The 25514-nt window shown below is 57.8% G+C and carries 27 protein-coding genes; 16 read left to right on the top strand and 11 right to left on the bottom strand.

What is annotated here, in order from left to right; all coding sequences use genetic code 11:
- The first annotated feature begins 15 nt into the window (after positions 1 to 15).
- Positions 16 to 234, top strand: a complete 219-nt coding sequence (locus tag ACL2XN_RS04615) for an alpha/beta fold hydrolase (protein WP_413722925.1) — start codon at positions 16 to 18, stop codon at positions 232 to 234.
- Between the two features lie 63 nt (positions 235 to 297).
- On the opposite strand, the gene ACL2XN_RS04620 is transcribed toward ACL2XN_RS04615, so the two are convergent.
- Positions 298 to 636: a nuclear transport factor 2 family protein gene (locus ACL2XN_RS04620; RefSeq protein ID WP_413730393.1), complete on the bottom strand. Its 339-nt coding sequence runs from the start codon at positions 634 to 636 to the stop codon at positions 298 to 300.
- A gap of 223 nt (positions 637 to 859) precedes the next feature.
- Here ACL2XN_RS04620 and ACL2XN_RS04625 point away from each other — a divergent pair, with 223 nt between their 5' ends.
- Positions 860 to 1264, top strand: coding sequence for a winged helix-turn-helix transcriptional regulator (locus ACL2XN_RS04625; protein WP_410014953.1), 405 nt, complete (start codon positions 860 to 862; stop codon positions 1262 to 1264).
- 136 nt (positions 1265 to 1400) lie between these two features.
- Here the strand turns inward: ACL2XN_RS04625 and ACL2XN_RS04630 are convergent, their stop codons facing one another.
- A complete protein-coding gene (locus tag ACL2XN_RS04630; protein WP_413731069.1) occupies positions 1401 to 2234 on the bottom strand; it encodes an EamA family transporter in 834 nt (277 codons plus the stop codon).
- Between the two features lie 307 nt (positions 2235 to 2541).
- On the opposite strand from ACL2XN_RS04630, the gene gcvA reads away from it, so the two are divergent.
- A complete protein-coding gene (gene gcvA, locus ACL2XN_RS04635; RefSeq protein ID WP_410016821.1) occupies positions 2542 to 3447 on the top strand; it encodes a transcriptional regulator GcvA in 906 nt (301 codons plus the stop codon).
- An 80-nt stretch (positions 3448 to 3527) separates the two neighbouring features.
- On the top strand, positions 3528 to 4355 hold the full coding sequence (locus ACL2XN_RS04640) for a DMT family transporter (RefSeq protein WP_413730394.1): 828 nt from the start codon (positions 3528 to 3530) through the stop codon (positions 4353 to 4355).
- Positions 4356 to 4468: 113 nt separating this feature from the next.
- On the opposite strand, the gene ACL2XN_RS04645 is transcribed toward ACL2XN_RS04640, so the two are convergent.
- Entirely contained in the window at positions 4469 to 5044 is a 576-nt protein-coding gene (locus ACL2XN_RS04645) for a TetR/AcrR family transcriptional regulator (protein WP_413730396.1), read from the bottom strand.
- 151 nt (positions 5045 to 5195) lie between these two features.
- Between ACL2XN_RS04645 and ACL2XN_RS04650 the strand changes: the two genes are divergently transcribed.
- Together ACL2XN_RS04650 and ACL2XN_RS04655 are read left to right on the top strand one after the other, a co-directional pair.
- Entirely contained in the window at positions 5196 to 5930 is a 735-nt protein-coding gene (locus ACL2XN_RS04650; RefSeq protein WP_410014956.1) for an SDR family NAD(P)-dependent oxidoreductase, read from the top strand.
- 170 nt (positions 5931 to 6100) lie between these two features.
- Positions 6101 to 6700 (top strand): NADPH-dependent F420 reductase, encoded by a 600-nt coding sequence (locus tag ACL2XN_RS04655; RefSeq protein ID WP_413730397.1) that lies wholly within the window; start codon positions 6101 to 6103, stop codon positions 6698 to 6700.
- 170 nt (positions 6701 to 6870) lie between these two features.
- On the opposite strand, the gene ychF is transcribed toward ACL2XN_RS04655, so the two are convergent.
- Both ychF and pth read right to left on the bottom strand, forming a co-directional pair.
- Positions 6871 to 7962 (bottom strand): redox-regulated ATPase YchF, encoded by a 1092-nt coding sequence (gene ychF, locus ACL2XN_RS04660; RefSeq protein WP_410014958.1) that lies wholly within the window; start codon positions 7960 to 7962, stop codon positions 6871 to 6873.
- Between the two features lie 188 nt (positions 7963 to 8150).
- A complete protein-coding gene (gene pth / locus ACL2XN_RS04665; protein ID WP_413722920.1) occupies positions 8151 to 8735 on the bottom strand; it encodes an aminoacyl-tRNA hydrolase in 585 nt (194 codons plus the stop codon).
- A 262-nt stretch (positions 8736 to 8997) separates the two neighbouring features.
- Between pth and ACL2XN_RS04670 the strand changes: the two genes are divergently transcribed.
- Entirely contained in the window at positions 8998 to 9471 is a 474-nt protein-coding gene (locus ACL2XN_RS04670) for a GNAT family N-acetyltransferase (protein ID WP_413730398.1), read from the top strand.
- A 383-nt stretch (positions 9472 to 9854) separates the two neighbouring features.
- On the top strand, positions 9855 to 10124 hold the full coding sequence (gene ychH, locus ACL2XN_RS04675) for a stress-induced protein YchH (protein WP_410014961.1): 270 nt from the start codon (positions 9855 to 9857) through the stop codon (positions 10122 to 10124).
- 366 nt (positions 10125 to 10490) lie between these two features.
- Here ychH and prs read toward each other — a convergent pair whose 3' ends face one another.
- The 3 genes from prs to lolB form a co-directional block, all read right to left on the bottom strand.
- Positions 10491 to 11438 carry a ribose-phosphate diphosphokinase gene (gene prs, locus ACL2XN_RS04680; RefSeq protein WP_331122568.1) on the bottom strand — a complete coding sequence of 316 codons (948 nt, stop codon included), beginning with the start codon at positions 11436 to 11438 and terminating at the stop codon, positions 10491 to 10493.
- A 152-nt stretch (positions 11439 to 11590) separates the two neighbouring features.
- Positions 11591 to 12451, bottom strand: coding sequence for a 4-(cytidine 5'-diphospho)-2-C-methyl-D-erythritol kinase (ispE, locus tag ACL2XN_RS04685; RefSeq protein WP_410014962.1), 861 nt, complete (start codon positions 12449 to 12451; stop codon positions 11591 to 11593).
- Positions 12448 to 13071: a lipoprotein insertase outer membrane protein LolB gene (lolB, locus tag ACL2XN_RS04690; RefSeq protein WP_410014963.1), complete on the bottom strand. Its 624-nt coding sequence runs from the start codon at positions 13069 to 13071 to the stop codon at positions 12448 to 12450. The genes ispE and lolB overlap by 4 nt, the downstream gene beginning before the upstream one ends.
- 221 nt (positions 13072 to 13292) lie before the next feature.
- Here lolB and hemA point away from each other — a divergent pair, with 221 nt between their 5' ends.
- The 6 genes from hemA to kdsA are packed head-to-tail and all read left to right on the top strand — an operon-like array spanning position 13293 to position 18647.
- Positions 13293 to 14549, top strand: a complete 1257-nt coding sequence (gene hemA / locus ACL2XN_RS04695; RefSeq protein ID WP_410014964.1) for a glutamyl-tRNA reductase — start codon at positions 13293 to 13295, stop codon at positions 14547 to 14549.
- Positions 14550 to 14581: 32 nt separating this feature from the next.
- Positions 14582 to 15664 (top strand): peptide chain release factor 1, encoded by a 1083-nt coding sequence (gene prfA, locus ACL2XN_RS04700; protein WP_410014965.1) that lies wholly within the window; start codon positions 14582 to 14584, stop codon positions 15662 to 15664.
- The gene (prmC, locus tag ACL2XN_RS04705) at positions 15664 to 16497 is read left to right on the top strand and encodes a peptide chain release factor N(5)-glutamine methyltransferase (RefSeq protein ID WP_410014966.1); all 834 of its coding nucleotides are present in this window, start codon (positions 15664 to 15666) and stop codon (positions 16495 to 16497) included. Before prfA ends, prmC begins: the two co-directional genes overlap by 1 nt.
- Before the next feature lie 31 nt (positions 16498 to 16528).
- Entirely contained in the window at positions 16529 to 16927 is a 399-nt protein-coding gene (locus ACL2XN_RS04710; protein ID WP_410014967.1) for a SirB2 family protein, read from the top strand.
- Positions 16924 to 17733: an invasion regulator SirB1 gene (sirB1, locus tag ACL2XN_RS04715; protein WP_410014968.1), complete on the top strand. Its 810-nt coding sequence runs from the start codon at positions 16924 to 16926 to the stop codon at positions 17731 to 17733. Before ACL2XN_RS04710 ends, sirB1 begins: the two co-directional genes overlap by 4 nt.
- Before the next feature lie 59 nt (positions 17734 to 17792).
- Positions 17793 to 18647 (top strand): 3-deoxy-8-phosphooctulonate synthase, encoded by an 855-nt coding sequence (kdsA, locus tag ACL2XN_RS04720; RefSeq protein WP_410014969.1) that lies wholly within the window; start codon positions 17793 to 17795, stop codon positions 18645 to 18647.
- A gap of 497 nt (positions 18648 to 19144) precedes the next feature.
- Here the strand turns inward: kdsA and dauA are convergent, their stop codons facing one another.
- Both dauA and chaA read right to left on the bottom strand, forming a co-directional pair.
- Positions 19145 to 20839, bottom strand: coding sequence for a C4-dicarboxylic acid transporter DauA (gene dauA, locus ACL2XN_RS04725; protein WP_410014970.1), 1695 nt, complete (start codon positions 20837 to 20839; stop codon positions 19145 to 19147).
- Between the two features lie 299 nt (positions 20840 to 21138).
- Positions 21139 to 22233: a sodium-potassium/proton antiporter ChaA gene (gene chaA, locus ACL2XN_RS04730; RefSeq protein WP_410014971.1), complete on the bottom strand. Its 1095-nt coding sequence runs from the start codon at positions 22231 to 22233 to the stop codon at positions 21139 to 21141.
- 414 nt (positions 22234 to 22647) lie between these two features.
- On the opposite strand from chaA, the gene chaB reads away from it, so the two are divergent.
- The gene (chaB, locus tag ACL2XN_RS04735; RefSeq protein WP_413722917.1) at positions 22648 to 22878 is read left to right on the top strand and encodes a putative cation transport regulator ChaB; all 231 of its coding nucleotides are present in this window, start codon (positions 22648 to 22650) and stop codon (positions 22876 to 22878) included.
- Positions 22879 to 23137: 259 nt separating this feature from the next.
- A complete protein-coding gene (locus ACL2XN_RS04740; protein WP_410014973.1) occupies positions 23138 to 23845 on the top strand; it encodes a gamma-glutamylcyclotransferase in 708 nt (235 codons plus the stop codon).
- Between the two features lie 140 nt (positions 23846 to 23985).
- On the opposite strand, the gene ACL2XN_RS04745 is transcribed toward ACL2XN_RS04740, so the two are convergent.
- Complete coding sequence (locus tag ACL2XN_RS04745; RefSeq protein WP_413730399.1) at positions 23986 to 25281, bottom strand: acyltransferase family protein; 1296 nt, start codon at positions 25279 to 25281, stop codon at positions 23986 to 23988.
- Between the last annotated feature and the right edge of the window lie 233 nt (positions 25282 to 25514).

Consider the following 25514-nt stretch of genomic DNA (forward strand, 5'->3'; position numbering starts at 1 on the left):
GTCTGGTATTGGTACATGGCACCGGCGGTGGCGGGGAAAGTAACTGGGCGCCAGGTGGAACTGGACCTGGTTCTGGTCGTAAGCGATCGGGTCGGGCGCATTACCCAACCCGCGCTGGTCATAGGCTGCACTCATGACTATATGGTGCCGCCCGCCCAAGGGCGGGCGCTGGCCGCGCAAATAGCCGGCGCCCGCTATGCCGAACTGGACGGCGGACACCTGGCGATGCTGTAACGCCCCGAAGAATTCACGCAGATGGTGACGGGCTTCCTGCGCGCCGCGGGACGTTAAAGGATCCTAAGCACCCGCGAGCACCGTTGGATCCCCCGTCCGCCAGACGTTGTCGACCGTGTTGCGCTGAATAAGCCATACCTGGTCACGCCTTACCAGCTCGACGTTATAGCGGTTTTTCATCAGGTAGTGGCGCGAGTTATCATTGCGCGCTACGTGCTGCGCCTCCACCAACGCCTCCAGATGCGCCTTATCGCCGTTAATGCAGACCCGCGGATTGCTCACGGAATGTGTCGTGTCGAGCTGGCTAAGTGCGTTCGACAGGGCCGTGACAATAGTGTCCCGGCCTTCCAGCACCGGGTATTCAAATCCGGCTTTTGCCGCGGCGGGCCGGAAATCGGACACCGCATCTTCCGCCAGCGCTGAGGCGAGCAGGTCGGTATGCGCAGATCGATGCCCGCGGCGAACCGGTACAACGCCTCGACCACGGCGAGCGTATCGGCGGTTTGCTCAGGATATAAAGATGACATGGGTAACTCCTTGTGGGTTATGAATCCATATGGTATATGACGTATACTAGGTGTCAATTAGGCACTAATATGTCATTAGGTATCCCGGAGGAAACCGCATGTTGAATCAGGCTGGGCAAACGGCGGCTCAAGACGAGCCGGCCATAGAGGCAGGGGGAGCCGGCGGTTCAAGCCGTTTACTGCTGGATCAGATCACGGATAAATGGTCGGTGCTGATCCTGGCGGCGCTGTGCCATAAGCCCTTGCGCTTCAATGAAATCAGGCGTTGCCTGGACGGCATTTCCCAAAAATCACTGACCCTTAGCCTAAGGCGCCTCGAGCGCAGCGGCATCCTTGCCCGCCGGGTTATTCCTGCTTCCCAGGTCGCGGTGGAGTACAGCGTCACGCCGCTGGGGCGCACGCTGGAGGTGCCGTTTCGGGCATTATTTGACTGGACGGTTACTCATTCAGCCCAGGTTCTGCAAGCCCAGATGGATTACGATAAGGGAACAATGAATCTGTAGTGGTCATCACGGCATTGCGGCACGGCCTTTCGTCGCTGTCTCTTTCTAATGCCGGCGCTGGCGATCGCCTTCGGTACTACGCGATGTAAACCAGATTAATTGCTTAACGGCTGGGGGAAATTTTAGCGCCGGGATTTTAAGCCAACCGCAACACTCCCGCGCCTATCGCTATGATGCAGGCCGCCACGACCCGTGATGGACTTATGCGTTCGCGCAGGACCAGGCCCGAGAGAATAAGCCCAAATAATATCGAGGTTTCCCGCAGCGCGGCAACCACGGCGACCGGCGCAACCGTCATGGCCCACAGCGCCAGCCCATAGGAGGCGACGGTGCCAAATCCGCCCGCCATGCCCAGATGCCAATTGGCGGCGAAATAGCCTTTTACCGCAGCGCGTCGCCTGCACATGGCCCAGGCAAGCAGGGGCACGCCGGTAAACAGGAAAATCAACAACGTATACGCGGCGGGGGCGCGGGATAACCGCACGCCTTGCCCGTCAATAAGGGTGTAACCGGCGATAACAGCGGCATTGAGCAACGCCAACACCACCCCTTTTTTGTCTTGCCCGTGCGCAAATATGGCCATGCTTATTATGCCTGCGCAAATTATGGCAATTCCCAGCCAGGCGGTCGGCGTTAATAGCACGCCAAAAAATAGCGCGCCCATGGCCGCGACGATAAGCGGGGCGCTGCCGCGCATTAAAGGATAGGTCTGACTCATATCGGCGATGCGATAGGTTCTCGCCACCAGGCAAAAATACAGAACTTGCAGCAGGGCCGACGCGCCGATAAAAGGCCAGCTTTCCTTGGCGGGGGCGGGCAAAAACGGCAGCGCCAGGGCGGCGATCAGCGCGGCGCACGCGGTGACCAGTATGGTCGTTAGTAGTTTATCGGCGCCGCCTTTGACCACGGCATTCCAGGTGGCGTGCAACACAGCGGCAAACAGCACTACGCTAAAGGCAAAAGCGGTCATGCGAACCAGCGTCGAGGGAAGCAAAATAGGGTCATAGATATACTGCGTTTTGCGAATGTTAAAAAAAAGCATGCCGCATGATGGGCACGGAAATCAAATACAAATGCTGTAGGCATATAAATTTTCGGGGACTTGGCCGCGTACGGGCGGCGCCTGAACGTCCCGGTCCGTCCCTGGGGTAGATTTTCGATGAATTCAGCACCGCAAGACCCCGGCATCTATTTTTCAGCCGGGGCATAGAATATATTACCATGAGCTTCTGTTCATATAAGCCGCTATGGCGTGTGTTCACCGAGGAAACAACATGATGAGGGATCTGCCTCCCACCGCCACGCTGCGCGCCTTTGAGGTGGCGACGCGGCATGCAACGTTCACCGCCGCTGCGGACGAATTGCATATTACCCAAAGCGCGGTAAGCCATCAGCTTAAACATCTCGAAGAGATCTGGGGCTTGTCGCTATTTCAGCGTGGCAAATCATTGAGCCTGACGCCTGCAGGCGCAGCGCTGGCGCCCATCGTGCGTGAATTCTTTATGCACCTGGAGGCGACGCTCAGCGATCTGAGAGAGCAAAAGGGCAGGGTCCGGCTCAGGCTTAGTACCACCTACTCCTTCGCCCTGAAATGGCTGCTGCCAAGATTGCCGGATTTGTCCCAGCGGCATCCGGAAATTCTGGTCACGCTGGAAACCACGGACAAAGCCATCAATTTTTCCAGCGCCGAGTCGGACGTGGCCATCCGTTTCGGCACCGGCAATTATCCAGGCCTGTACTCGGAATTCATGTTCAGGGAGCAGATCTTTCCGGTTGCCAGTCCCGATCTTTTGCATCGATTTGGCGCGCCCCATGAGCCTGCCGAATTATTGCGCTACCCGCTGCTGACAAGAGACGGCGCGGATCTGGTGCCGAAATGGGCGCTGTGGCTGCAACAGGCGGGGGTCGGCGTTTCCGCGCTCAGGGAAAGCGTCAGGTTCGCCGACACGAATATGACGGTCCAGGCGGCGCTGCTGGGCCAGGGTATCGCCCTGGCCCGCAGCGGACATGTCGAAACTGAACTACGCGACGGCAGCCTGGTCCGGCTGTTCGACATACCGTTCCCTTCGCCGGTCGCTTATTATTTTGTCTGTCCAAAAGCTGTCGAATCGCAGCCTCATATCGTCAGCTTTCGCCACTGGCTCATGGCGCAATCAGCCCAGGCCCAACAAGGCTATCTCTGATACCGATACATGAGGATATCTTCATGCAGCAATGAGGAGACTTTGCTTTCATCAAAGAGCGGGGCTGCTTACTATGGCGCATGCCCTTTCATATTATTTTACTGATACTGTGCGCCGCGCTCTTGCATGCCGGCTGGAATACGCTTTTGCGCGGCGGAGCCGACAGGCTGTGGTCGATGACGGTCATGTGCCTGGCGGTGGCGGTTGCCAGCGCCGCCATCGCCTTGTGCCTGGCGCCTCCAGCCAAAGCCAGCTGGATGTATGCGCTGCTGTCAGCGGGACTGCATGTGGGTTATAACCTGTTTCTCGTCAAGAGCTATCAAGCCGGAGACCTCGGGCAAACCTATCCGGTTTCACGCGGTTCCTCGCCTTTGTTAATCACCGTCGCGGCATCGGTGTTCGACGGCGAGCGGATAGGGATGGGCGCTCTGGTTGGCATTGCCCTGATATCGGGCGGTATTATTTCCCTGACCTTCACCGGGCGCCGGCTGGCGCCGGCAAGCCTGCCGTATGCCCTGGGAACCGGATGTTTCATTGCCGCTTACAGCGTAACGGACGGCATCGGCGTGCGCTTGTCCGGCGCGCCGATGGCATACACGGCATGGATGTGCGCCTTGTGGGGCATCTTGATGCCGGCGGTATACATCGGCCTGCGCGGCGTAACGAGTTTATTAACCCCCCGGCCCGGGTTCATCGCGGCTTTTATCGGCGGGCTGGTGTCTCTGCTGGCCTATGGCATCGTCATTTACGCCATGGCGGGCGCTCCGATGGGGGCGGTATCGGCATTGCGCGAAACCAGCATCCTGTTCGCGGCGGCGATGGGGTATTTTTTCCTGGGCGAGGCGCTGACGGTGCGCAAGATGCTGGCGTGCGCGGTGATCGCCGCCGGCGCCATCCTCATCGGCTGACGACCCATGGCGGGGTGGCGTGGCAGGCTATCAGACTGACGCGCCACAATAGTCCGCCACGCCCAGCCAACGGACAATCTCACGCAATGCGAACAGCCATGCGTTGCGCTCTGCTACGTTGCCTTGTTAATGGCGTTGCCCGGCTGATTTGTCAGGATGGCGCTCGTAATAAGATGAAAGAGATGATCCCGCCGCGGCGCGAATCCGGGCTGGGCGACGAGCCAGCCGAGCGCCGACATCAGGGCGAACAGGTCGTCCGCATCCATATCTGCGCGCGCCGTTCCCTCGGCCTGGGCACGGCGCAGCAGTCGCGCGCCCGCCGAGCGCACCGCGATGCATGGCGCGTAAAGCGCGGACTCCGGGTCCGCGTGGGCGCTGGCCATCAAGGCGACTACGCCGCTGTAGCTATCAACGAACGCCACCCCGGCGTGAAACCAGGACACGAGCGCCTCGTCAGGTGGCTTCGACGTCTCAACTTCGCCTGCCTTTTGCGTCAGAGCCTCCAGATTCGTGCGCAGCAACGCTTCGAACAAGGCTTCGCGCGTCGGGAAATGCCGGAGCAGTGTGGCCAGCCCGACGCCGGCCCGGCGTGCGATCTCGCGCATGGACGCATCGGCGCCCTGCTCGGTGACGACCTCACGCGCGACGGTAAGGAGATGGCTGTAATTTTTTCTGGCGTCGGCTCGCATAGGGTACCTTGACAAATGGATCAGTGATCCATATATTTGGATCAGTGGTCCAGATACTGGCGTGATGATCTGGACCGGTGATCCACAAGATACAGCGTCCTGATACCAATGGCAATACAGACGCTGTCCGACACAATGAAGGGGAAACGTCATGGGAAAGCTGGAAGGTAAGGTCGCAGTTATCACGGGTGGCTCAAGCGGCATGGCGCTGGCGAGCGCCAAGCGGTTCGTAGAAGAAGGCGCCTATGTTTTTATCACGGGCCGCAGGCAAGAGACGTTGGACGAGGCCGTTAAGCTCATCGGGCGCAACGTGACCGGCGTGCGCGGCGACGCGTCCAATCTCGACGACCTCGACCGCCTGTTCGCGACGGTCAAACGGGAAAAGGGCAAGATCGATGTCTTGTACGCGAGCGCTGGCACCGGGGAAGCCGTCCCGCTCGGCGAGATTACCGAGCAGCATTTCGATGCGACCTTCGGCCTGAATACGCGCGGCACGCTGTTTACGGTTCAGAAGGCGTTGCCGCTGTTTAACGATGGCGGATCGATCTTTATGACCGGGTCAATTGCGTCAATCAAAGGTTTTCCTGGTTTCAGCGTCTATGCGGCGAGCAAGGCGACGTTGCTTGCATTCGCCCGCGGGTGGCTCAACGAACTGAAGGGCCGCAAAATCCGGGTGAACGTGCTGAGCCCCGGGCAGATCGCCACCCCCATTCAAGAGCAACTCTTCGACGAAGAGACGAAGCGGTATTTCGAATCCCTGGTGCCGCGGGGAAAGATGGGGGGGCCTGAGGAAATCGCGGCGGTGGCGCTGTTTCTTGCTTCAGACGAATCGAGCTTCGTGAATGGGGTGGAATTGTATGTCGACGGCGGCACCTCGGCCATCTGACATCGCGCTGGAAAGCGGGTGGCGGCCCGCTAACGTGGCGAAGATGATCCGGGTTATGTCGATAAATGGCGCATCCCGTTCCATTAACGGGACTGATTTCGGTGATTGTCCAGCGGGTATTGCCATGTCTGCTTACGCTGCCGGTCACCCCTACTGAAGGGAGAGTTTGCATGAGTTATTCGATTATTGGCTTTGGCGCGGTAGGCCAGGCGCTCGCCCGGGCGTTTGCAAGAAAGAACATCAATGTGAGCGTCGCTAGCCGTCGCCCTCCCGAAGCGTTGATGCAGCGGGCACAAGCGATCGGCCCCACCGTTGTCCCCAGGACGCTGCAGGATGCCATTGCGTCCGACATCATCTTTTTGGCGGTGCCGTTTTGGGAACATCGGGACGTCGCGAAACAGAAAACCACCTGGCGCAGCAAGACCGTCATCGACATGACCAATGCTTTCGGCGTTGCCGTTGAAGACTTGCAAGATCAGCCGTCGTCCGCGGTTGTCGCCAAAGCCTTTACCGACGCCGGGTTCGTAAAGGGTTTTAACCATCTGGCCGCCGGCGTTCTGGCCACTGATCCGAGCGTGAATGGCGGCAGCCGCGTCGTGTTTTTGTCGAGCGATGACGAAAATGCGCTGGCGCCGGTCGCGGTTCTCGCGGAACAGCTCGGTTTCGCGCCGATTGCGCTAGGACCGCTCAAGGATGGCGGCCTGCTCGTCCAGGCCAGGGGCAATACCTGGGGTAAACTGATCTTCAAGGATCTCGTCAAGTTCACATAACGGCGCCTCAACGCTATGCTGCTTATGACAGTCAGCCAGCCACTCATCAAGAAGTGAGCATAACTGTGTTGAGACGGTTAAAAACGAAAAATCCACGCAACCGCGTGGATTTAGGATAATCATTTATTTGAAATGCCCTGTGACGCGTCGAAGTTGAGTGACCTATTTAATTAAACATTAAACAAGAAGTTCATCACATCGCCATCCTTGACGATATATTCCTTGCCTTCGGAGCGCATCTTGCCGGCTTCCTTGGCGCCTTGCTCGCCTTTATAGGCAATAAAATCTTCAAACGCGATGGTCTGGGCGCGGATAAAACCTTTTTCGAAATCAGTATGGATTTTACCGGCCGCCTGCGGGGCGGTGGCGCCGACCGGTATGGTCCAGGCGCGCACTTCCTTGACCCCGGCGGTAAAGTAGGTTTGCAGGTTCAGCAACTCGTAGCCGGCGCGGATCACCCGGTTCAGGCCCGGTTCTTCCAGCCCCAGTTCCGCCATGAATTCCGCGCGCTCCTCTTCTTCCAGTTCGGCGATATCGGATTCCACCGCGGCGCAAACCGCCACCACAACCGAGCCTTCCCCGGCGGCGATAGCCCGGACTTTATCCAGGTAGGGGTTGTTTTCGTAGCCGTCTTCATTGACGTTGGCGATATACATGGTCGGCTTAAGCGTCAGGAAGCTGAGATAACGGATAGCCGCTTTTTCTTCCTCATTGAGATCGAGCGTGCGCAGCATGCCGGCGTTGCCCAGGTGCGGCAGGCATTTTTCCAGCGCGGACAGCTCGATCTTGGCATCCTTATCGCCGCCCTTGGCGCGTTTTTGCACCCGGAAGATAGCGCGTTCGCAGGCTTCCAGATCGGACAGCGCCAGCTCGGTATTAATCACGTCGATATCATCCACCGGGTCGACTTTGCCGGCAACGTGGATGATATTATCGTTCTCGAAGCAGCGCACCACATGGCCGATGGCCTCGGTTTCGCGGATATTGGTCAGGAACTGGTTGCCCAGTCCTTCGCCCTTCGACGCGCCTTTGACCAGGCCGGCGATATCAACGAATTCCATGGTGGTCGGCACGATACGCTGCGGCTTGACGATGGCCGCCAGCTGGTCCAGGCGCGGATCAGGCATCGGCACCACGCCGGTATTCGGTTCAATCGTACAGAACGGAAAATTGGCCGCTTCAATTCCCGCTTTGGTCAATGCATTGAATAGCGTGGACTTACCCACGTTCGGCAGACCCACAATACCGCATTTGAAACCCATGGTTATATCACCTTAAATAGCTTTATTATCAGATGGTTAAATTAGTCTTACCGTACCATCAATACGTTAATGCCCCATTATACACATAAACCGCGCATAACTCGATTGGCGCCGGGGCGACCGGAGTCATAGCCTGGTATAGGTCCGCACGCGGCGGCAGGTCGTTTTTGCTCCGGATCGGAGAGCCATCAGGCGGCTTTGAAGGCGTGCAGGCGATTCATCGCTTTTACCGGGCCTTCCTGGATTAAGATCTCGGTGCATTTAACCGCCTCAGCCACGGCTTGATCGATTAAGGTCAGCTCGCTGGCCGGCGGCTTGCCCAGCACAAAACCCACCACTTTGCTTTTGTCGCCCGGATGGCCGATGCCGATGCGCAGACGATGGAAGTTGGGATTATTGCCCAACCGGCTGATGATATCCTTCAGGCCGTTATGGCCGCCATGGCCGCCGCCCAGCTTCAAGCGGGCGTTGCCCGGCAACAGATCCAGCTCATCGTGCGCCACCAGGATTTCTTCCGGCAGGATACGGTAAAACGTGGCAACAGAGGCGACCGCCTTGCCGCTCAGATTCATAAAGGTGGTCGGGACCAGCAGCCTGACGTCCTGTCCGGCAATCGCCAGGCGGGCGGTATACCCGTAGAATTTGCTCTCTTCCCTGAGGGACTGGCGAAACTGTTCCGCCAGCAGATCCACATACCAGGCGCCCGCGTTATGGCGGGTGGCGGCATATTCCGCGCCCGGATTCGCCAGGCCAACAATCAACTTGATAGTCATTACGGTTTCATTCTCAACTATTGCTCTCGATTAAACAGACCAACGCACAACGGGAAATCAGGCGGCCGTGGTCCTGCGCCGGTGATCCCGCGGTCATGTTAACAGATTTGCGCCGCAGCGGCTTAGCGAAGTGTCATCACCCCGTCGGGCAAGCCTCATGGCCTTGCGGGTGCCCTGGCGCGCGAAAACACGCTTTCGTTGCCGGCGGATTGATGGCAATAATGGGATGATGTGTAACGCATGAAAACGTCATGGGAGCATTATGGAACTGCGGCTGGCGCGCGCCCAGGAGGCGCAGGCATTATGGCTAATCCGCAATCAGGCCGTCCGGGCGGGCTGTGTGGGCGTCTATGATGCCGACACCATCATGGCTTTTACCCCGGACATCATGCCGGCGGGCTTTGTTGCCTGCATCACGCAAAATCCTTTTTTCGTCATTGCCGCGACAGCCGCCGGCGGGCCTGTGGCAACGGGGTTCCTGGATGTCACCAGGGCGTCGGTGGAGGCCATCTTTACCCTGCCGGCGTACCAGGGCAGGGGATATGCCGCGCGTATCCTGGCGCGGATTATCAGCGAGGCGAAAACCCGGGGGTTAACCCGTTTAACCTTGGCCTCGACGCCGAACGCCGTGCAATTTTATCGTCGCCGCGGTTTCAGCATCCTGGGCGAGGGGCAATATTATTCCGCCTCGGCGCAACGCTATCTGTCTTGCGTCGACATGAGCCTCGATTTGTAAACCCGCCCGTTACAGCAACGCGCAAAACAGAATGATAATCGTCAGTGCAAGTCCGAGGCTGGTTATCACTTCCAGATCGTCAGTGTACATAGTCACCTCCTCTCGTCTGATCCGATCATGAGGTAATCCCTGGCGCCAGGCTGTGACCGGCCGTTCAAAAAAGCTGCAATCCCGCGTGCCGGCACGCTATTGCGCGCCTCATTGATCGAGATCAATTTCTTTTAAAAACAGAATGACAGGGAATTATGATTTGTGTGACTTATTGTCAACTCTGTGATCGCGGGCACGATGCCTTTAGCAAGATATTGACTATACTTTACACAGATTGATAAGGACGACGAATGAACAATTCACGATTTCATTGAGTAACCCGGAGGTGAACGATGAAACGCAAATCAGCACTCTTATGTGGCAACAGCCTGATGGGCGTAGGTATGATAATGATGCTCGCAGGGCTTGCCTGTTCAGTATTAAATCAGCTTCCGCAATTGCACTTTACGCCATTGGTCGCGCATAGCGCCATCATGGGTATTTTTATCGGCGCCTTGTTATGGGTTGCAGGGGCGCGCATGGGCGGGCACGAACGCATCAGCGATCGTTACTGGTGGCATCGCAGGTTTGATTCCCGCTGCCGTCGTACCGGACATCATTAAGCGCCGGCACCTTGAGCCAGGTTTTTGACAAATGCACTGATCCGGCGGAGGTCTTTATTGGCGCCGCTGGTTGGCAACCGGTCATTTAACGCCGCCGTCGAAACAGCGGCTTGTGTCTCTCACTGTCCGTTAACGCGGGCGATAACAATTGAAAAAACAACGACATAGATTAATATCAACGATGACTGGTTTTATTTCCTGTCCTGAACCTGCTTACGGGTTCGGGATTTTTTTTGCATAAAAAGCGGGAAACAGTAATACGGGCGGGCCGGGCGGCCCGTATCCGGGGGCTAAACCACACGCCGGCCGATCGCCGTGGCGTGGAATGAGCAAGGCGCGCCGCCGGGGCGGCGACGTCGGCGGCTATTAATGCTCGAACATGGCGGAGATGGATTCTTCGTTGCTGATGCGACGAATGGCCTCGGCCAACATGCCCGACAGGGTCAGGGTACGGACGTTGGGCAGTGCTTTAATCTTGGGATCCAACGGAATGGTATCGCAAACAATGACCTCATCGATAACCGAATTCTTGATGTTGTCGAACGCATTACCGGAAAAAATCGGATGGGTGGCATAGGCAAAAACACGTTTTGCGCCCCGATCCTTCAGCGCCTCCGCCGCTTTGCACAGGGTGCCGCCGGTATCGATCATATCGTCCACCAACACACAGTCGCGGCCCGCCACATCACCGATGATGTGCATCACCTGGGAAACGTTTGCGCGCGGACGGCGTTTATCGATGATGGCCATATCGGTATCGTTCAGTAATTTGGCGATGGCGCGGGCACGTACCACGCCGCCGATATCCGGCGATACCACGATCGGATTTTCCAAATCCTGCTGCAGCATATCCTCCAGCAGAATCGGGCTGCCGAAAACGTTGTCGACCGGAACATCAAAGAAGCCTTGGATCTGTTCCGCGTGCAGGTCCACCGTCAGGACACGGTCAACCCCTACGCTGGATAAGAAGTCCGCCACCACTTTCGCGGTGATGGGCACACGTGCGGAACGCACGCGCCGATCCTGGCGGGCATAACCAAAATAGGGGATAACGGCGGTGATACGACCGGCGGATGCGCGGCGTAACGCGTCGACCATGACCACCAGTTCCATCAGGTTGTCATTGGTTGGCGCACAGGTGGACTGGATGATGAAAATATCACCACCGCGTACATTTTCATTGATTTGCACGCTGACTTCGCCGTCGCTAAAGCGACCTACAGCGGCGTCACCAAGACTGGTATATAAACGGTTGGCAATACGTTGTGCTAGTTCCGGGGTGGCGTTACCAGCAAAAAGCTTCATATCAGGCACGAGAAGAACCTCAGGCTTGCGTCCAGAGAAGGTATTGCACAGCATAACACTCGGGACCGGAGCGCCATACAGGGCAATGCCACACGGGTAAAGATAAATCGAGATAACCTGGCGGAACCGTCACCTAGCGGCGGCATAACGGTCCGGTTACCTTAATGCGCCCCGGTCAACACGCGGTGCAGCGGCGAAACGTTAACGCCTCGCGCCACAAAACCACGCATCCACGCCGGGGCATGCTCCAGCACCTGACGGGCGGCGGACTCGGTATCGAATTCGGCAAATACACAAGCGCCGGTGCCAGTCAGTCGCGACGGCGCGTATTCTAACAGCCATGAAAGATGCTGTTCAACCTCGTAAAAATGTTTTCTTGCGATTGGCTCACAATCATTATGAAAAGGCTGCGCTAATAACGCCTCCAGCGCGCGTACCGGCGAGTCTCTTTTTAACGCCGGATCGGCGAATATCGCCGGCGTCGATATGCTTACGCCGGGGAGGGTGACCAGGTACCATTTTTCCGGCGGATCGGCCGGGGTCAATATTTCGCCGATTCCCTCGGCAAAGGCCGCGTGGCCCCGCACGAACACCGGTACGTCGGCGCCAAGTTCGAGGCCCAGACGGGCCAGCGCTTCCTGCTCAAGGCCGCAGCGCCACAGATGATTAAGGGCCACCAGCACCGTGGCGGCGTCGGAGGATCCCCCGCCGAGCCCGCCGCCCATCGGCAGGCGTTTAACCAGGCGAATATCGGCGCCGGGCAGGGCGGAATTATTTTTAGCCCCCCACCGGCGACGCTGCAGCAACCGCGCCGCCCGGACGATAAGGTTATCATCGTCGCGTACGCCGGCAAGGGGCGTCAGCAGCCGGATATCCCCGCCTGCGACCGGCTCGATGGTCAGCGTATCGCCGTAGTCAAGAAACTGGAACAGCGTTTGCAACTGATGGTAGCCGTCGGGCCGCCGGCCGGTAATATATAAAAATAAATTGAGTTTAGCCGGCGCCGGCCATTGATGAATCATTGCAGGGTCCAGCTGTCCATTTTGAGTTTAATACGCTGCTCGCCCTGGCGCAGTTCCAGATTGGCCGGCAGCACCGGCCGGCTGTCGTCATGGTAGCCCAGGTAAACCACCGTCCATTGCTGGCCGTCCTGGCTGTAGTTGACCTGTTTGAGCAAGCCGCGCGAATCGAGGGTGAAATCGGTGGCGTCGCCCGGCAGCCCCAGCATCCATTTACGCAGGTTGTCGAGGGGAATATTCATGCCGGTCAGCTTTTGGATCATCTGCTGCGGATCGTTGCTGACATACTTCTTACCCTGGTTATTGGTAATCTGGGCCACGCCGGGCTGCACGTTCAAATCCATTTCGGTGCTGCCGAGCGGATTGGTCAGCAGCAGGCGGTAGCGATCGGCGCCGGTTTGCTGCCAGTTAAAGCGGGCATAAACTTTTTGCTGGCCGGAAATATAGGCGAAAGAGCCGCGCGTCTGGTAGCTGGACAGCTGCGACACCGAGCGTTGATGCTGTTGCCACTCGGGGGAGGTTTGGCTTTTAGCGGGGCCTGAGGGCGTGTGGACGCTACAGGCGGCCAATAGCAGGCCGGCCAGCGGCAATACGCGGTAGTAGGCGGGAATACGCTTCGGCATAGGGAACTGCTTCCTTAATTTTCTCGTGGGTAAGGCGTTTTGTCCGGTGTTTAACACCATGATAGCGTCAATTTTCACGCTAAGCGGCATTTATTTCATTACCGGCGCCACGCCCTGATAGGTCGAAAATGCGGTGTGACTTTTCTTGATCACGCGCATCAAGTAGAATGCACTCAAACCATAACCATACTAACACTCGTATTATTTAATAGCCGTATTCCATGACCCTGCTCGCATTAGGTATTAATCATAAAACGGCGCCGGTTGCGTTACGCGAGCGGATAGCGTTTTCGCCCGAAACCCTTGACCAGGCGCTGGTCAGCCTGCTCCAGCAACCGCTGGTGCGGGGCGGCGTCGTGCTGTCTACATGCAACCGGACCGAATTATACCTAAGCGTGGCGCAGCAGGAAAATTTCAAGGAATCGCTGGTAGGCTGGTTATGCGATTATCATCATTTGCAGCCGGACGAGGTGCGCCAAAGCCTCTACTGGCATCTGGACGACGGCGCGGTCAGCCACTTGATGCGGGTCGCCAGCGGGCTGGATTCCATGGTGCTGGGCGAGCCGCAGATCCTCGGGCAGGTAAAAAAAGCCTTTGCGGATTCCCAACGCGGGCATACCGTTTCCGGCGAGCTGGAACGCTTATTCCAGAAATCCTTTTCCGTCGCCAAGCGGGTGCGCACTGAAACCGAAATCGGGTCCAACGCGGTATCGGTGGCGTTTGCCGCCTGTACCCTGGCGCGGCAGATTTTTGAATCCCTGGCCGATGTCACGGTGCTGCTGGTCGGCGCCGGCGAAACCATCGAACTGGTGGCGCGTCATCTGCGTGAGCACCATGTCAAGCAGCTGATCATCGCCAACCGCACCCGCGAGCGCGCGCAACTGCTGGCCGACGAGGTCGGGGCGCAGGTCATCGACCTGGCCGGACTCGACGACCGCCTGGCCAGTGCCGATATCATTATCAGTTCCACCGCCAGCACGCTTCCCATTATCGGCAAGGGCATGGTCGAGCGGGCTATGAAGCAGCGCCGCAACCAGCCGATGTTGCTGGTGGATATCGCGGTGCCGCGCGATATCGAGCCGGACGTGGGCAAGGTCCCCAACGCCTATCTTTATACGGTGGATGATTTACAGGCCATTATTGAAAAAAACCTCGCCCAGCGACAGTCGGCGGCCGTCCAGGCCGAAACCATCGTCGCGCAGGAATGTCTGGATTTCATGGGCTGGCTGCGCGCGCAAAGCGCGGTGGAAACCATTCGCGATTTCCGTTCCCAGGCCGATAGCCTGCGTGCGGAAATAGAGGAGCGCGCCGTGGCGGCCATCAGGCTCGGCGCCGACCCCGAGGCGGTGATCCGCGACATGGCCCACCGCCTGACCAATCGTCTTATCCACGCTCCAACCAAATCACTGCAACAGGCCGCCCGTGACGGTGATGTCGAACGGCTGCAAATCCTGCGGGACAGTCTGGGACTGGACTAGCTCATTATACTAATAAGGTAAAACCATCACCTATGAAGCCTTCTATCGTTGCCAAACTGGAAGCGTTGCAAGAGCGCCAAGAAGAAGTCGAGGTGTTGCTTGGCGACGCCGGCATCATTAACGATCAGGATAGATTTCGCGCGCTGTCGAAAGAATATGCGCAGCTGACCGATGTTACCGCGTCCTTTAAGCGCTGGCAGCAGGTACAGGAGGATATCCACACCGCGGAAACGATGCTCGACGACCCGGAAATGCGCGATATGGCGCAAGAAGAACTGAAAGAGTTAAAAGCATTGCAGGAAGAGCTGGAGCAGCAGTTGCAGTTGCTGCTGCTGCCGCAAGACCCGGATGATGAACGCGGCTGTTTCCTGGAAGTGCGCGCCGGCACCGGCGGCGACGAAGCCGCCATCTTTGCCGGCGATCTGTTCAGGATGTACAGCCGCTTCGCCGAAACCCGGCGCTGGCGGGTAGAGATCGTCAGCGCCAGCGACGGCGAGCACGGCGGCTACAAGGAAGTGATCGCTAAAATAGACAACGACGGCGCCTATGGCCAGCTGAAGTTCGAGTCCGGCGGCCATCGCGTGCAGCGGGTGCCGGAAACCGAATCCCAGGGCCGCATCCACACTTCCGCCTGCACGGTGGCGGTCATGCCCGCAATCCCGGAAGAGGAATTGCCGGTGATCAATGCCGGGGATTTGCGTATCGATACCTTTCGGTCCTCCGGCGCGGGCGGCCAGCACGTCAATACCACCGATTCCGCCATCCGCATTACCCATCTTCCAACCGGCCTGGTGGTTGAATGCCAGGACGAACGGTCGCAGCACAAGAACAAAGCCAAGGCGCTGGCGGTGCTGGGCGCCAGGCTGCGCGCGGCCGAGGTGCGCCGGCGCCAGCTGGAGGAGGCGTCGACCCGCCGCAACCTGCTGGGCAGCGGCGATCGCTCCGATCGTATCCGGACCTATAATTTCCCCCAGGGGCGCGTGACCGATCACCGTATCGGCCTGACGCTTTATCGCCTGGATGAAGTGATTGAAGGCAAACTGGATATGCTGATCCAGCCGATCATGCAGGAGTACCAGGCGGATCAGCTGGCGGCGCTGGCAGAGCAATCCTGATGCAGTGCGGCCAGTGGCTTGATGGCGCCGCGCGCCGGCTCGCCGGCGGCGACAGCCCCAGACGGGATGCCGAAATCCTGCTCGGTTTTGTCACCGGACGTGCGCGTACCTGGCTGCTGGCCTTTGGCGAAACACCCCTGACGCCGGAGGAGCTTGCGCGGCTCGACGCCCTGCTGTTGCGGCGTGCGGCGGGGGAACCGATAGCCTACCTGACCGGCGAGCGTGAATTTTGGTCCCTGAAGCTTAAGGTTTCGTCCGCCACGCTTATCCCGCGTCCCGACACCGAATGTTTGGTGGAGCAGGCGCTGGCGCTGCTGCCCGACCAGCCGGCGCAGGTGCTGGATCTGGGCACCGGCACCGGCGCCATTGCCCTGGCATTGGCCAGCGAAAGGCCGTCATGGCGGGTGACCGGCGTGGACTTGCGGCCCGAGGCGGTGGCATTGGCGCGTGAGAACGCCCTGCAGCTGGGTATCGCCAATGCGCGCTTCGCGACGGGAAGTTGGTTTAAATCATTGCAGGGAATGCGCTATACCCTTATTGTGAGTAATCCGCCCTATATCGCCGTGGACGACCCGCATCTGCATCAGGGAGACGTGCGTTTCGAGCCGCAAAGCGCGCTGGTGGCGGACGATAACGGACTGGCCGATTTGACGGCCATCGTCGTGGGCGCCGCCGACCACCTGCATCCCGGTGGCTGGGTGGCGCTGGAGCATGGCTGGCATCAGGGCGAGGCGGTGCGCGGCCTGTTGGCGCGCGCCGGTTTCGTCCTGGTGGGTTCCCGGCGGGATTATGGCGGCAATGAACGCGTAACAATGGGACAATGGCCGGGTTAAGACCCGCCGGTTATAGGATGCTGGAGCAGTGATGAGTGCTTACATGACCATCAAGTACTTACATTTAACAACGGTATGGATCACCATTACGCTGTTTATCATCCGTTTTTATTGGCGCTGGCGCGGTTCCACCCTGCTGAGCAAAGGGTGGGTGCGCATTGTCCCGCATATCAACGATACCCTGTTATTGATATCCGGCGTCACGCTGATTATCCTCTCGGGCATTTCTCCCTTCACCGCCGACGGCCGCTGGCTGCTGGATAAACTGGTGTTGGTCGTTATTTATATCCTGCTCGGCTCTGTTGCGCTGGGCAACAATACGCGGCGCGAAAAAATCCGCTGGCTGGCATTTATCTGCGGGCTGGCGTGTCTGTACACTATTTACCGGCTGGCTAGCAGTAAGCTTCCCCTGCTGACAGGATTTCTATGAGTAATATTGCGGATTTTGAATATAATCTTTCACCGCTTAGCGAGGGTGTCATACGTATTTCCCTCGCCATCCGGGAGGATTTTCCCGCCGATAGCGTTCGCCAGCAGTTGCGTTTGCTGGCCGAGGACGCGCGGGAGCAGATCTCGGTGGAGCTGAACCAGGACGAACAGCTGGGGCTTTTGCTCAAGCTGTTTTATCGTACCTGGGGATTTGGCGGCGTCGGCGGCGTGTATCGCCTGTCGGACGCCCTGTGGCTTGATAATGTGCTGGAGCGCCGCCAGGGTCTGCCTGCGTCGTTGGGCATTATCCTGCTGCATGTGGCGCAGTCCATGGGCATTCCCCTGCTGCCGGTGATTTTCCCTACCCAGATGATACTGCGCGCGGGCTGGCTTGACGGCGAGATGTGGCTTATCAACCCGATTAACGGCGATACCCTTGATGAGCATACGCTGGATATTTGGCTGCGCGGCAATATCGGGACCGGTATCGAGCTGGCGGATGAAGATCTGGAAGAAGCGGATAACAATACCGTGGTGCGTAAATTGCTCGACACCTTAAAATCGGCGCTGATGGACGAAAAACAGATGGAGCTGGCCCTGGGCGCCAGCGAGGCGATGCTGGAATTTGATCCCGACGATCCTTATGAAATCCGCGATCGCGGTTTGATTTATGCCCAGCTGGAGTGTGATCACGTGGCGCTTTCGGACCTGAATTATTTTGTCGAGCAGTGTCCGGAAGATCCCATCAGTGAAATGATCAAGGTTCAGATACATTCCATCGAGCAGAAGTCGGTGACCCTACATTAACCCGATGCCGGACGGTATTACCCCGGCCGGCAGGTCGATAAAAAGTATAAGGTACAGGTATGAAACAACTTGTGGTGAATATCGGCGATATCCCGGTGGCGAACGATCGTCCTTTTGTGCTGTTCGGCGGCATGAATGTGCTTGAATCGCGCGATCTGGCCATGCGCATTTGTGAGCATTACGTGACCGTGACCCAAAAACTGGGTATTCCGTATGTGTTCAAAGCTTCGTTTGATAAAGCCAACCGTTCATCTATTCACTCTTATCGCGGTCCGGGCCTGGAAGAGGGCATGAAGATCTTTCAGGAGCTGAAAGCGCAGTTTGGCGTGAAGGTCATTACCGACGTGCATGAGGCGGCTCAGGCGCAGACGGTGGCCGGGGTGGTGGACGTGATACAGTTGCCGGCATTCCTGGCGCGCCAGACCGATCTGGTGGAGGCCATGGCCCGCACGGGTGCGGTGATAAACGTTAAAAAACCGCAGTTTATCAGCCCGTCGCAGGTGGGCAATATCGTTGATAAATTCCGTGAAGCCGGTAATGAGCAGGTTATCCTGTGCGATCGCGGCAGTAATTTCGGCTACGATAACCTGGTGGTGGATATATTGGGATTTAACGTGATGAACCGCGTTTCCGGCGGTTGTCCGGTGATTTTTGACGTGACCCATGCGCTGCAGACGCGAGATCCGTTCGGCGCCGCCTCGGGCGGTCGTCGCGCGCAGGTGGGCGAGCTGGCCCGCGCCGGTATGGCGGTGGGTATTGCCGGGCTGTTTATCGAGGCCCATCCCGATCCCGATCATGCCAAATGCGATGGCCCGTCGGCGCTGCCGCTGGATAAGCTCGAGCCGTTTCTGGTGCAGATGAAAGCCATTGACGATTTGGTGAAAAGCTTTCCGGCGCTGGATACGGGCAGTTAACGTTCTGTCTGCATCGACCCCCATCGGCACGGTCTCCCTTGAACACCGCTGCTTTAAGTCCGGTGTTGGCGGGCCTAGCGTGCCATGGGGCGCTCGGTCGGGCGGGAACACCACGCCCGATTCGACCCCATTGGCACGCTCTCCCTTGAACACGTCTGCGTTGAGTTCAGTGTTGGCGGGCATACCGCGCCATGGGGCCTCGGTCGGGCGGGAACACCACGCCCGATGCGACCCCATAGGCACGCTCTCCCTTGAACACGGCTGCTTTAAGCCCGGTGTTGGCGGGCCTAGCGTGCCATGGGGCGCTCGGTCGGGCGGGAACACCACGCCCGATTCGACCCCATAGGCACGGTCTCCCTTGAACACGGCTGCTTTAAGCCCGGTGTTGGCGGGCTTACCGTGCCATGGGGCGCTCGGTCGGGCGGGAACACCACGCCCGATTCGACACCATAGGCACGCTCTCCCTTTAACACGGCTGCTTTAAGTCCGGTGTCGGCTTATTTGGCTTCCTCCGCCAGCGCCTGTTCCAACGTGCTGTAGAACGCCAGCCGGCCGGGAATAGGGTGGATATTGGCCCGCGCCAGCGTTTTCAGCGGCTGGAAGGGGATATCGGTTATCACCAGGCGTTTGCCCGCCGCCAGGTTTTCGCTGAAGTGCACAAACGCCTGCAGGCCGCCGGCATCCAGTACCGGCACCGCATCCCATTGCAGAATAATCACGTCATCCTGCGCCGTCAGCACGGCGATTTCCTCAAAAATGCGTTCGGCGGCGGCAAAGAACAGCGGACCGTTGACCCGCAGCGCCCTGAGCTTGCCGCTGGTGCTTTGCGGCAATTCGCTGATACGGGTCATGGCGGCGATACGGCGCATAAACAGCAGCGAGGCCAGGACGATGCCCACCGTAATGGCGATCACCATATCGAACAATACCGTCAGCGACATGCACAGCAGCATGACCACGATATCGTCCCTGGGCGCCCGGCGCAGCAGGTAAATGACCTTGCGCGCCTCGCTCATGTTCCAGGCTACCAGCAACAGCAGCGCGGCCATGGCCGACAGGGGCAGATAGGACAGGGCCGGCGCCAGCACCAGCAGCGCCAGCAGCACCAGCAGGGAATGTACCAGCGACGACACCGGCGAGGTGGCGCCGGCGCGCACGTTGGCCGCCGAACGCGCAATGGCGGCGGTGGCGGTAATGCCGCCGAAGAACGGCGCGATGATATTGCCCACTCCCTGTCCGATAAGTTCATTATTAGACTGATGCTTTTTGCCGGTCATGCCGTCAAGCACCACGGCGCACAGCAGCGACTCAATCGCGCCGAGCATCGCCATCGAGAATGCGGCGGGCAGCAGGGCGGAAACGGTATGCCAGTTTAAGCCCATCGGCACGCCGTGCACATCGGGCAGCGTCCACGGCAGCAGCCACTGCGGCAGGATCGGGGGAATACCCTGCCCATGGGTGCCGTCCGCCAGGATATAACCGAAACGGGTGCCGATGGTCGCCACCGGCATATCAAATAGCCACAGCACCGCCATGATGCCGGAGCCGGCTATCAGCGCCGGCAGGTGCGCCGGGAAACGGATGCCCAGGCGCGGCCAATAGACCAGCACCGCCATGGTGCCTATGCCAATCAGCGTATCTCCGGGATTGAACGTCGGCAACGCCGCGAAAAGCGCCGCTACCTTGCCGACATACTCCTCCGGCACCACGGGCAGGGTAAGACCAAAAAAGTCTTTGATTTGCATGGTGGCGATGGTGATGGCAATGCCCGAGGTAAAGCCCAGTGTGACCGAGAGCGGAATAAACTCGATAAGCTTGCCCAGCCGGGCAAAACCCATAATCACCAGGATCACGCCGGAAAGCAGGGTGGCAATCAGCAAACCGGCAAGCCCGAACTGTTGCGACACCGGATAAAGTATGACCACAAAGGCCGCGGTCGGACCCGACACGCTAAACCTGGAACCCCCGCACAGGGCGATGACAATACCCGCCACGGCGGAGGTATACAGGCCGTACTGGGGCGCCACGCCGCTGCCAATGGCCAGCGCCATGGCCAGGGGAATGGCGATGATGCCGACGGTAATACCGGCGATGATGTCTTTGATAAAGCGCTGGGTGGTGTAAGGTTCTTTCCAGCAGGCGTCAATAAGCGCGCTGAACGGGCGAAGACCGGTGAAGAGATGATTTTTCATTAAAACAACGAGCCAAAACGTGAGCAGGGCGGGCCGTGCGGTCCGTCGTAAAGAGACACTAAAATACCAGTTATGATGAACGGAACACCAGCGCTACATCATCAAATAGGTGAAAAAGAACCGATATGGCGAATATTTTGCTTAAAATTCTTTCTTATCAGCGGAAGAAAGGGTTTTATCGCGCCGGGTAAGGGAAATACCGGTTCGATTTTTTTATCTCGCCGGTAGACGAGTACGGGGCCCTGGAACGGCGGACGCCCGCTAACCCCTTCAATATGAGGGAGGAAATGCCGTCGGCCCTACAGCATGAGGGTCATCACATAAGCACCGAAAAGCGCCAGATGCGCGGTTCCGTTCAATACATTGGTACGGCCGGTTGAAAAGGAGATTTGGCACAGGATCATGGCGGTTAACAACACCACCACTTGCGGCATGCCCAGGCCGAACGCCAGCGGATGGCCTGTCAGGATGGCGATGATGGTGACGGTGGGCACCGTGAGGGAAATGGTGGCGAGCACTGAACCGAAAAACAAATTCATGGCGCGTTGCACCTGGTTTTTAAGCACCGCCCTGATGGCGCCCAGGCCCTCGGGCGACAGGATCAGCAGCGCGACCAGGAAGCCGGTGAATTGTTGGGGCGCATGCAAATCACCGAGCAGTTGTTCCAGCGGACCGGCGTTGAACTTGGTCACGGTTACCACCGCCAGCAGATGCAACAGTAGCCAAATGCCGTGCCATTTGGAGCTGTGTGCGGAGGGTTTGCCGTGGGAATCATCGTCGTCGCCGTCTTCATGCTCGTAGATAAAATAGCGTTGGTGCGTTTTAGTCTGTATCAACAGGAATACGCCGTACATGGCGGCGGAGATAGCGGCGGCAAACAGTGCCTGGGCGATGCTGAAATTGCCATCCGGCAGGGCCGTGGGCAGCACCAGCACAATCACCACCAGCGGGATGATGGCCATCAGGTATTGCTTGATGCCGGCCAGGTTCACCGACTGGGTGGCGAATTTACGCCCGCCCAGCAGCAGGGAAAAACCGACCAAGCCGGTAGTGACAATCATGATGACCGAAAACAGGGTATCGCGCATCAGGCCGGGCGAGGCATTGCCGGTGGCCATCAGCGCCGAAATCAGGCTCACCTCGAGGATCACCACCGACAGGCTGAGGATCAGCGAACCAAAGGGTTCTCCCAGCCGGTGCGCCAGCACGTCGGCATGGCGCACGACGTTAAACGCGCTGACAAGGATGGCGATGAGGGCGATAAGATTGATGATGACCGTCACGGCGAAAGTGGGCGTGGCGCCCCATACTATCAATACCGCCAGCGCTGCAATGGGAAACAGCAGGGTATATTCCTTGTGACGCGTTTTGATCCCCTGATCGGCGGATTTCATGATAGGTAATCTCCTTGCAAAGAGTCAGGCTTGCTACCGGTTATCATTATAACCAGGCGCCAACGATAAAATTTATGGAATAAGCCTACCAGAAAACGGCTGTATAAAATGTCAAGTTATGTATAAATATCCGTCTTGAAGAAAATAATCCGGAAGCGATGGGAAAAACAGGCTATAAGATGATTTTTATCGGGCAAGTCACATTATAAGCTAGTAAAATACAAAAAATATCCCCTTTAATCATCTTATGTTATTCATCTAATCGTCTTTATCCGCCTGTTTCGTGGCAGTGTGCCTATCAGATATCTATAAATAAATTTATGTGTCCCGTTTTTCCCCCGGCCGGCCTGGCGCGTGCCCGCAAAGTTTCTATACTTAAGTGACACTTAGCCATGTTCGCCAAGGAGACGCACCATGCCCTATAAAAGCAATTCAGACTTACCGGACAGCGTGACCAACGTTTTACCCAAGCATGCCCAGGATATTTATCGCGAGGCGTTCAACCACGCCTGGGATCAATATGCCGATAAGTCGGAGCGGCGCGGGGATGAATCCCGCGAGGAGACCGCGCACAAGGTCGCCTGGGCGGCGGTAAAGCACGGTTACCAGAAGGGCGATGACGATCGATGGCATCCCAAGAAATAACCGGACCTGACGGCCGTCATCCGTTCCCGCCACCTTCCTTCCCGACAGCGGCGGACGCCTAGCGCCGGATTTTAGCGCCGGGTAGGGCCGCTGCTTTTTTAAACGTGATAAAGATCAAACTTGCCAGCGTCCCGATAAACGAATAATGTCATAATGTTCACAATAAAATAATTGACTCTTACATAATTCTTATTGTTAGTGTCGGGTGAACGGCTTTACCTTAGTGTGTGGCGATCGTCAGCCGGGAGAAGAAAAACGAGTGTTAACACGTGACTTTTTACAGAAAGCCGATTGTAAAACCGCCTTCGGCATTATAGACGAGGCGCTGTTACTGTCCCCTGAACAACGTCATGCCTCATTGCAATGTACGCTTTCCCGCAGGCCGGATAATAGCCCGGTGTGGATCTTTGGTTACGGCTCCTTAATGTGGAACCCGATATTTGAAGCCGATAAAGTCAGTCCCGCTACGCTGATGGGGTGGCATCGCGCCTTTTGCCTGCGCCTTACCGCCGGGCGCGGCACCGCCACTCAGCCCGGCAGGATGCTGGCGCTCAAAGAAGGCGGCCAGACCACCGGCCTGGCCTTCAGGTTGCCGGAAGCCAAACTGCATGAGGAACTCGAACTGTTATGGAAGCGGGAAATGCTTACCGGCTGTTATATTCCCACCTGGACGGAGCTTCAACTTGAAGGGGATGAAAAAGTCACGGCGCTGGCGTTTGTGATGGATCCAAAGCATCCTTTTTTTGAAGCGGATACCCGTTCGCAGATTATCGCCCCGCTAATTGCCTGTGCCAGCGGTCCGCTCGGGACCAATGCGCAGTATTTGTTTGCGCTGGAACAAGAGCTGAATAACCACGGGATGCATGATGAATGTATGGTTGAATTAGTAAAACACGTCCGCCAACTGCTGCAGGCGCGCTCCGCTATAAACCGTCATCCCTTTGACGGCTCCCCGCTGGCGCTGTGACATCACCGCCCCCGGTGCGGGGCGCCGGTTACGCAACCGCTGCATATTAAAAACCGCGACTCCCGGCTACGGGGGCTTACCTTGACGACGTCCGGCTTACCTTTTCCCGGCCGGCATTGACCGGGAGGGCCTCGCCGTGCTCAGGAATGGGACCGGTCGGGGGAGCCGATACGCCCGACCCGCGCCTCTTTGGTCAGGTAGCGTGCCACCAGGCGTTTACGCATGCGCGCCACAAACTGTTCCTGGAACAGCACGCATAGCGCGATAGTCGTCAGCATATAAATAAGGTAGCCGCCCAGGGAGGGCTTTACGTCGCCGGCCGCCGCGATGCACCCGGGCCAATCGCTGAAACAGGCTTTGGGATCGCCGCGAAAAAATTGTTCCAGGGTGCGCGCGAGATTGAACAGCGGCACATGCAGCGCAAACATGGACAGCGACGCCGCTCCCAGGCGTGTAGACCAATGCCGCAGCCATTCGCTGTCAGGCGTGCGCGCCAGGGCGCAAAGATAAATCAGCGCGATTTGCGACGGCAGCAGCAGGCCGTTATGCAGCAGGAAATACCAGTACTTGGGGCCATGGGTAAACAGCGCGGCGGCAACCAGGAAGCAGACCAGGATGAAACAGGCCATGGCGCGACGCTGCCAGCGGCTGAGAACCTGTTCTTTTAACCGGGCGCGGCGGAACAAGGCATAACCGAGTATCCCGCCAAAAAACTCCGGCACGCGAAAAATCGGCACCCGCTGCAGCAGCCCGGTATAAGGAATGCCGTATAAATGTTGCCATACCACCCAGGCCGGCGGCAGCAGGTAGAGCGCCCAGATCACCGCCAGCCAGAGCCAGGTCCTGCGCGCGTTCATCAGCCGCGGCGCAAACCAGGGGAAAAGGATATAAAAGAAAAACAGCGTGGAAAGCGACCACAGCGGCGCGTTAAAGGTCAGGAAGTAGGGGTTCCAGGCCTGGAGCATCAGCAATTGTAAAACGCTGTTGAACGCCAGTTGAGCGTTATCCATATAATGGCGGAACAGCTCCGGATTGGTTTGCCCGAGTATGTCATTGGTATCGTAGACCACGAAGCGCACGCTGGCGCCGGGCCCGTCCGGCGGGATCGCCAGCCATTGCATCAGGGCGATGACCAGGATGGAGGACACCAGCGCCACGATATGAATCGGGTAAAGGTTAAAAAAACGTTTGGCCCAGAACGTGGTGGCCGGCTCGCGCAGCTGATTGCCGCGGACGTAGACATGCGCCAGCAGGAAACCGGACAAGACAAAAAAAGAACTGGTGGCGAAAAATCCCATGCTGGTCAGTTCGCCTATTCCCCTGATGCTTTGTAGCTGGGGATAGGTATGGGCGGTATGGTAAAGCATGACATAACAACCGAGCAAAAAGCGCAGCCATTCTAAGCCATTGAATCGTTCCTTTTCTAAGGGTTTCATATCGTTATCTCCGGGCCTTAGTCTTATATGACTTTTTTTGTGGCGGGCAGGTGCCGATTAAAGCATAGCAGCTTAATAATTGTAGTTTAAAATACTGAGCTGGATAGGAGGTTCATGACCGTCACGGGTTTATGGTATAGTGCCTTTCTCGGGTTACTTTATGAGCAGTCCGGCATTGAGCCGGTCATCAAAGCACCATGCCTTGTTTACCGGGTGTGAACTGAGAGGGATAT

The organism is Sodalis sp. RH22, from assembly GCF_047324165.1.
In the GTDB taxonomy this organism is placed as follows: Bacteria; Pseudomonadota; Gammaproteobacteria; order Enterobacterales; family Enterobacteriaceae; genus Acerihabitans.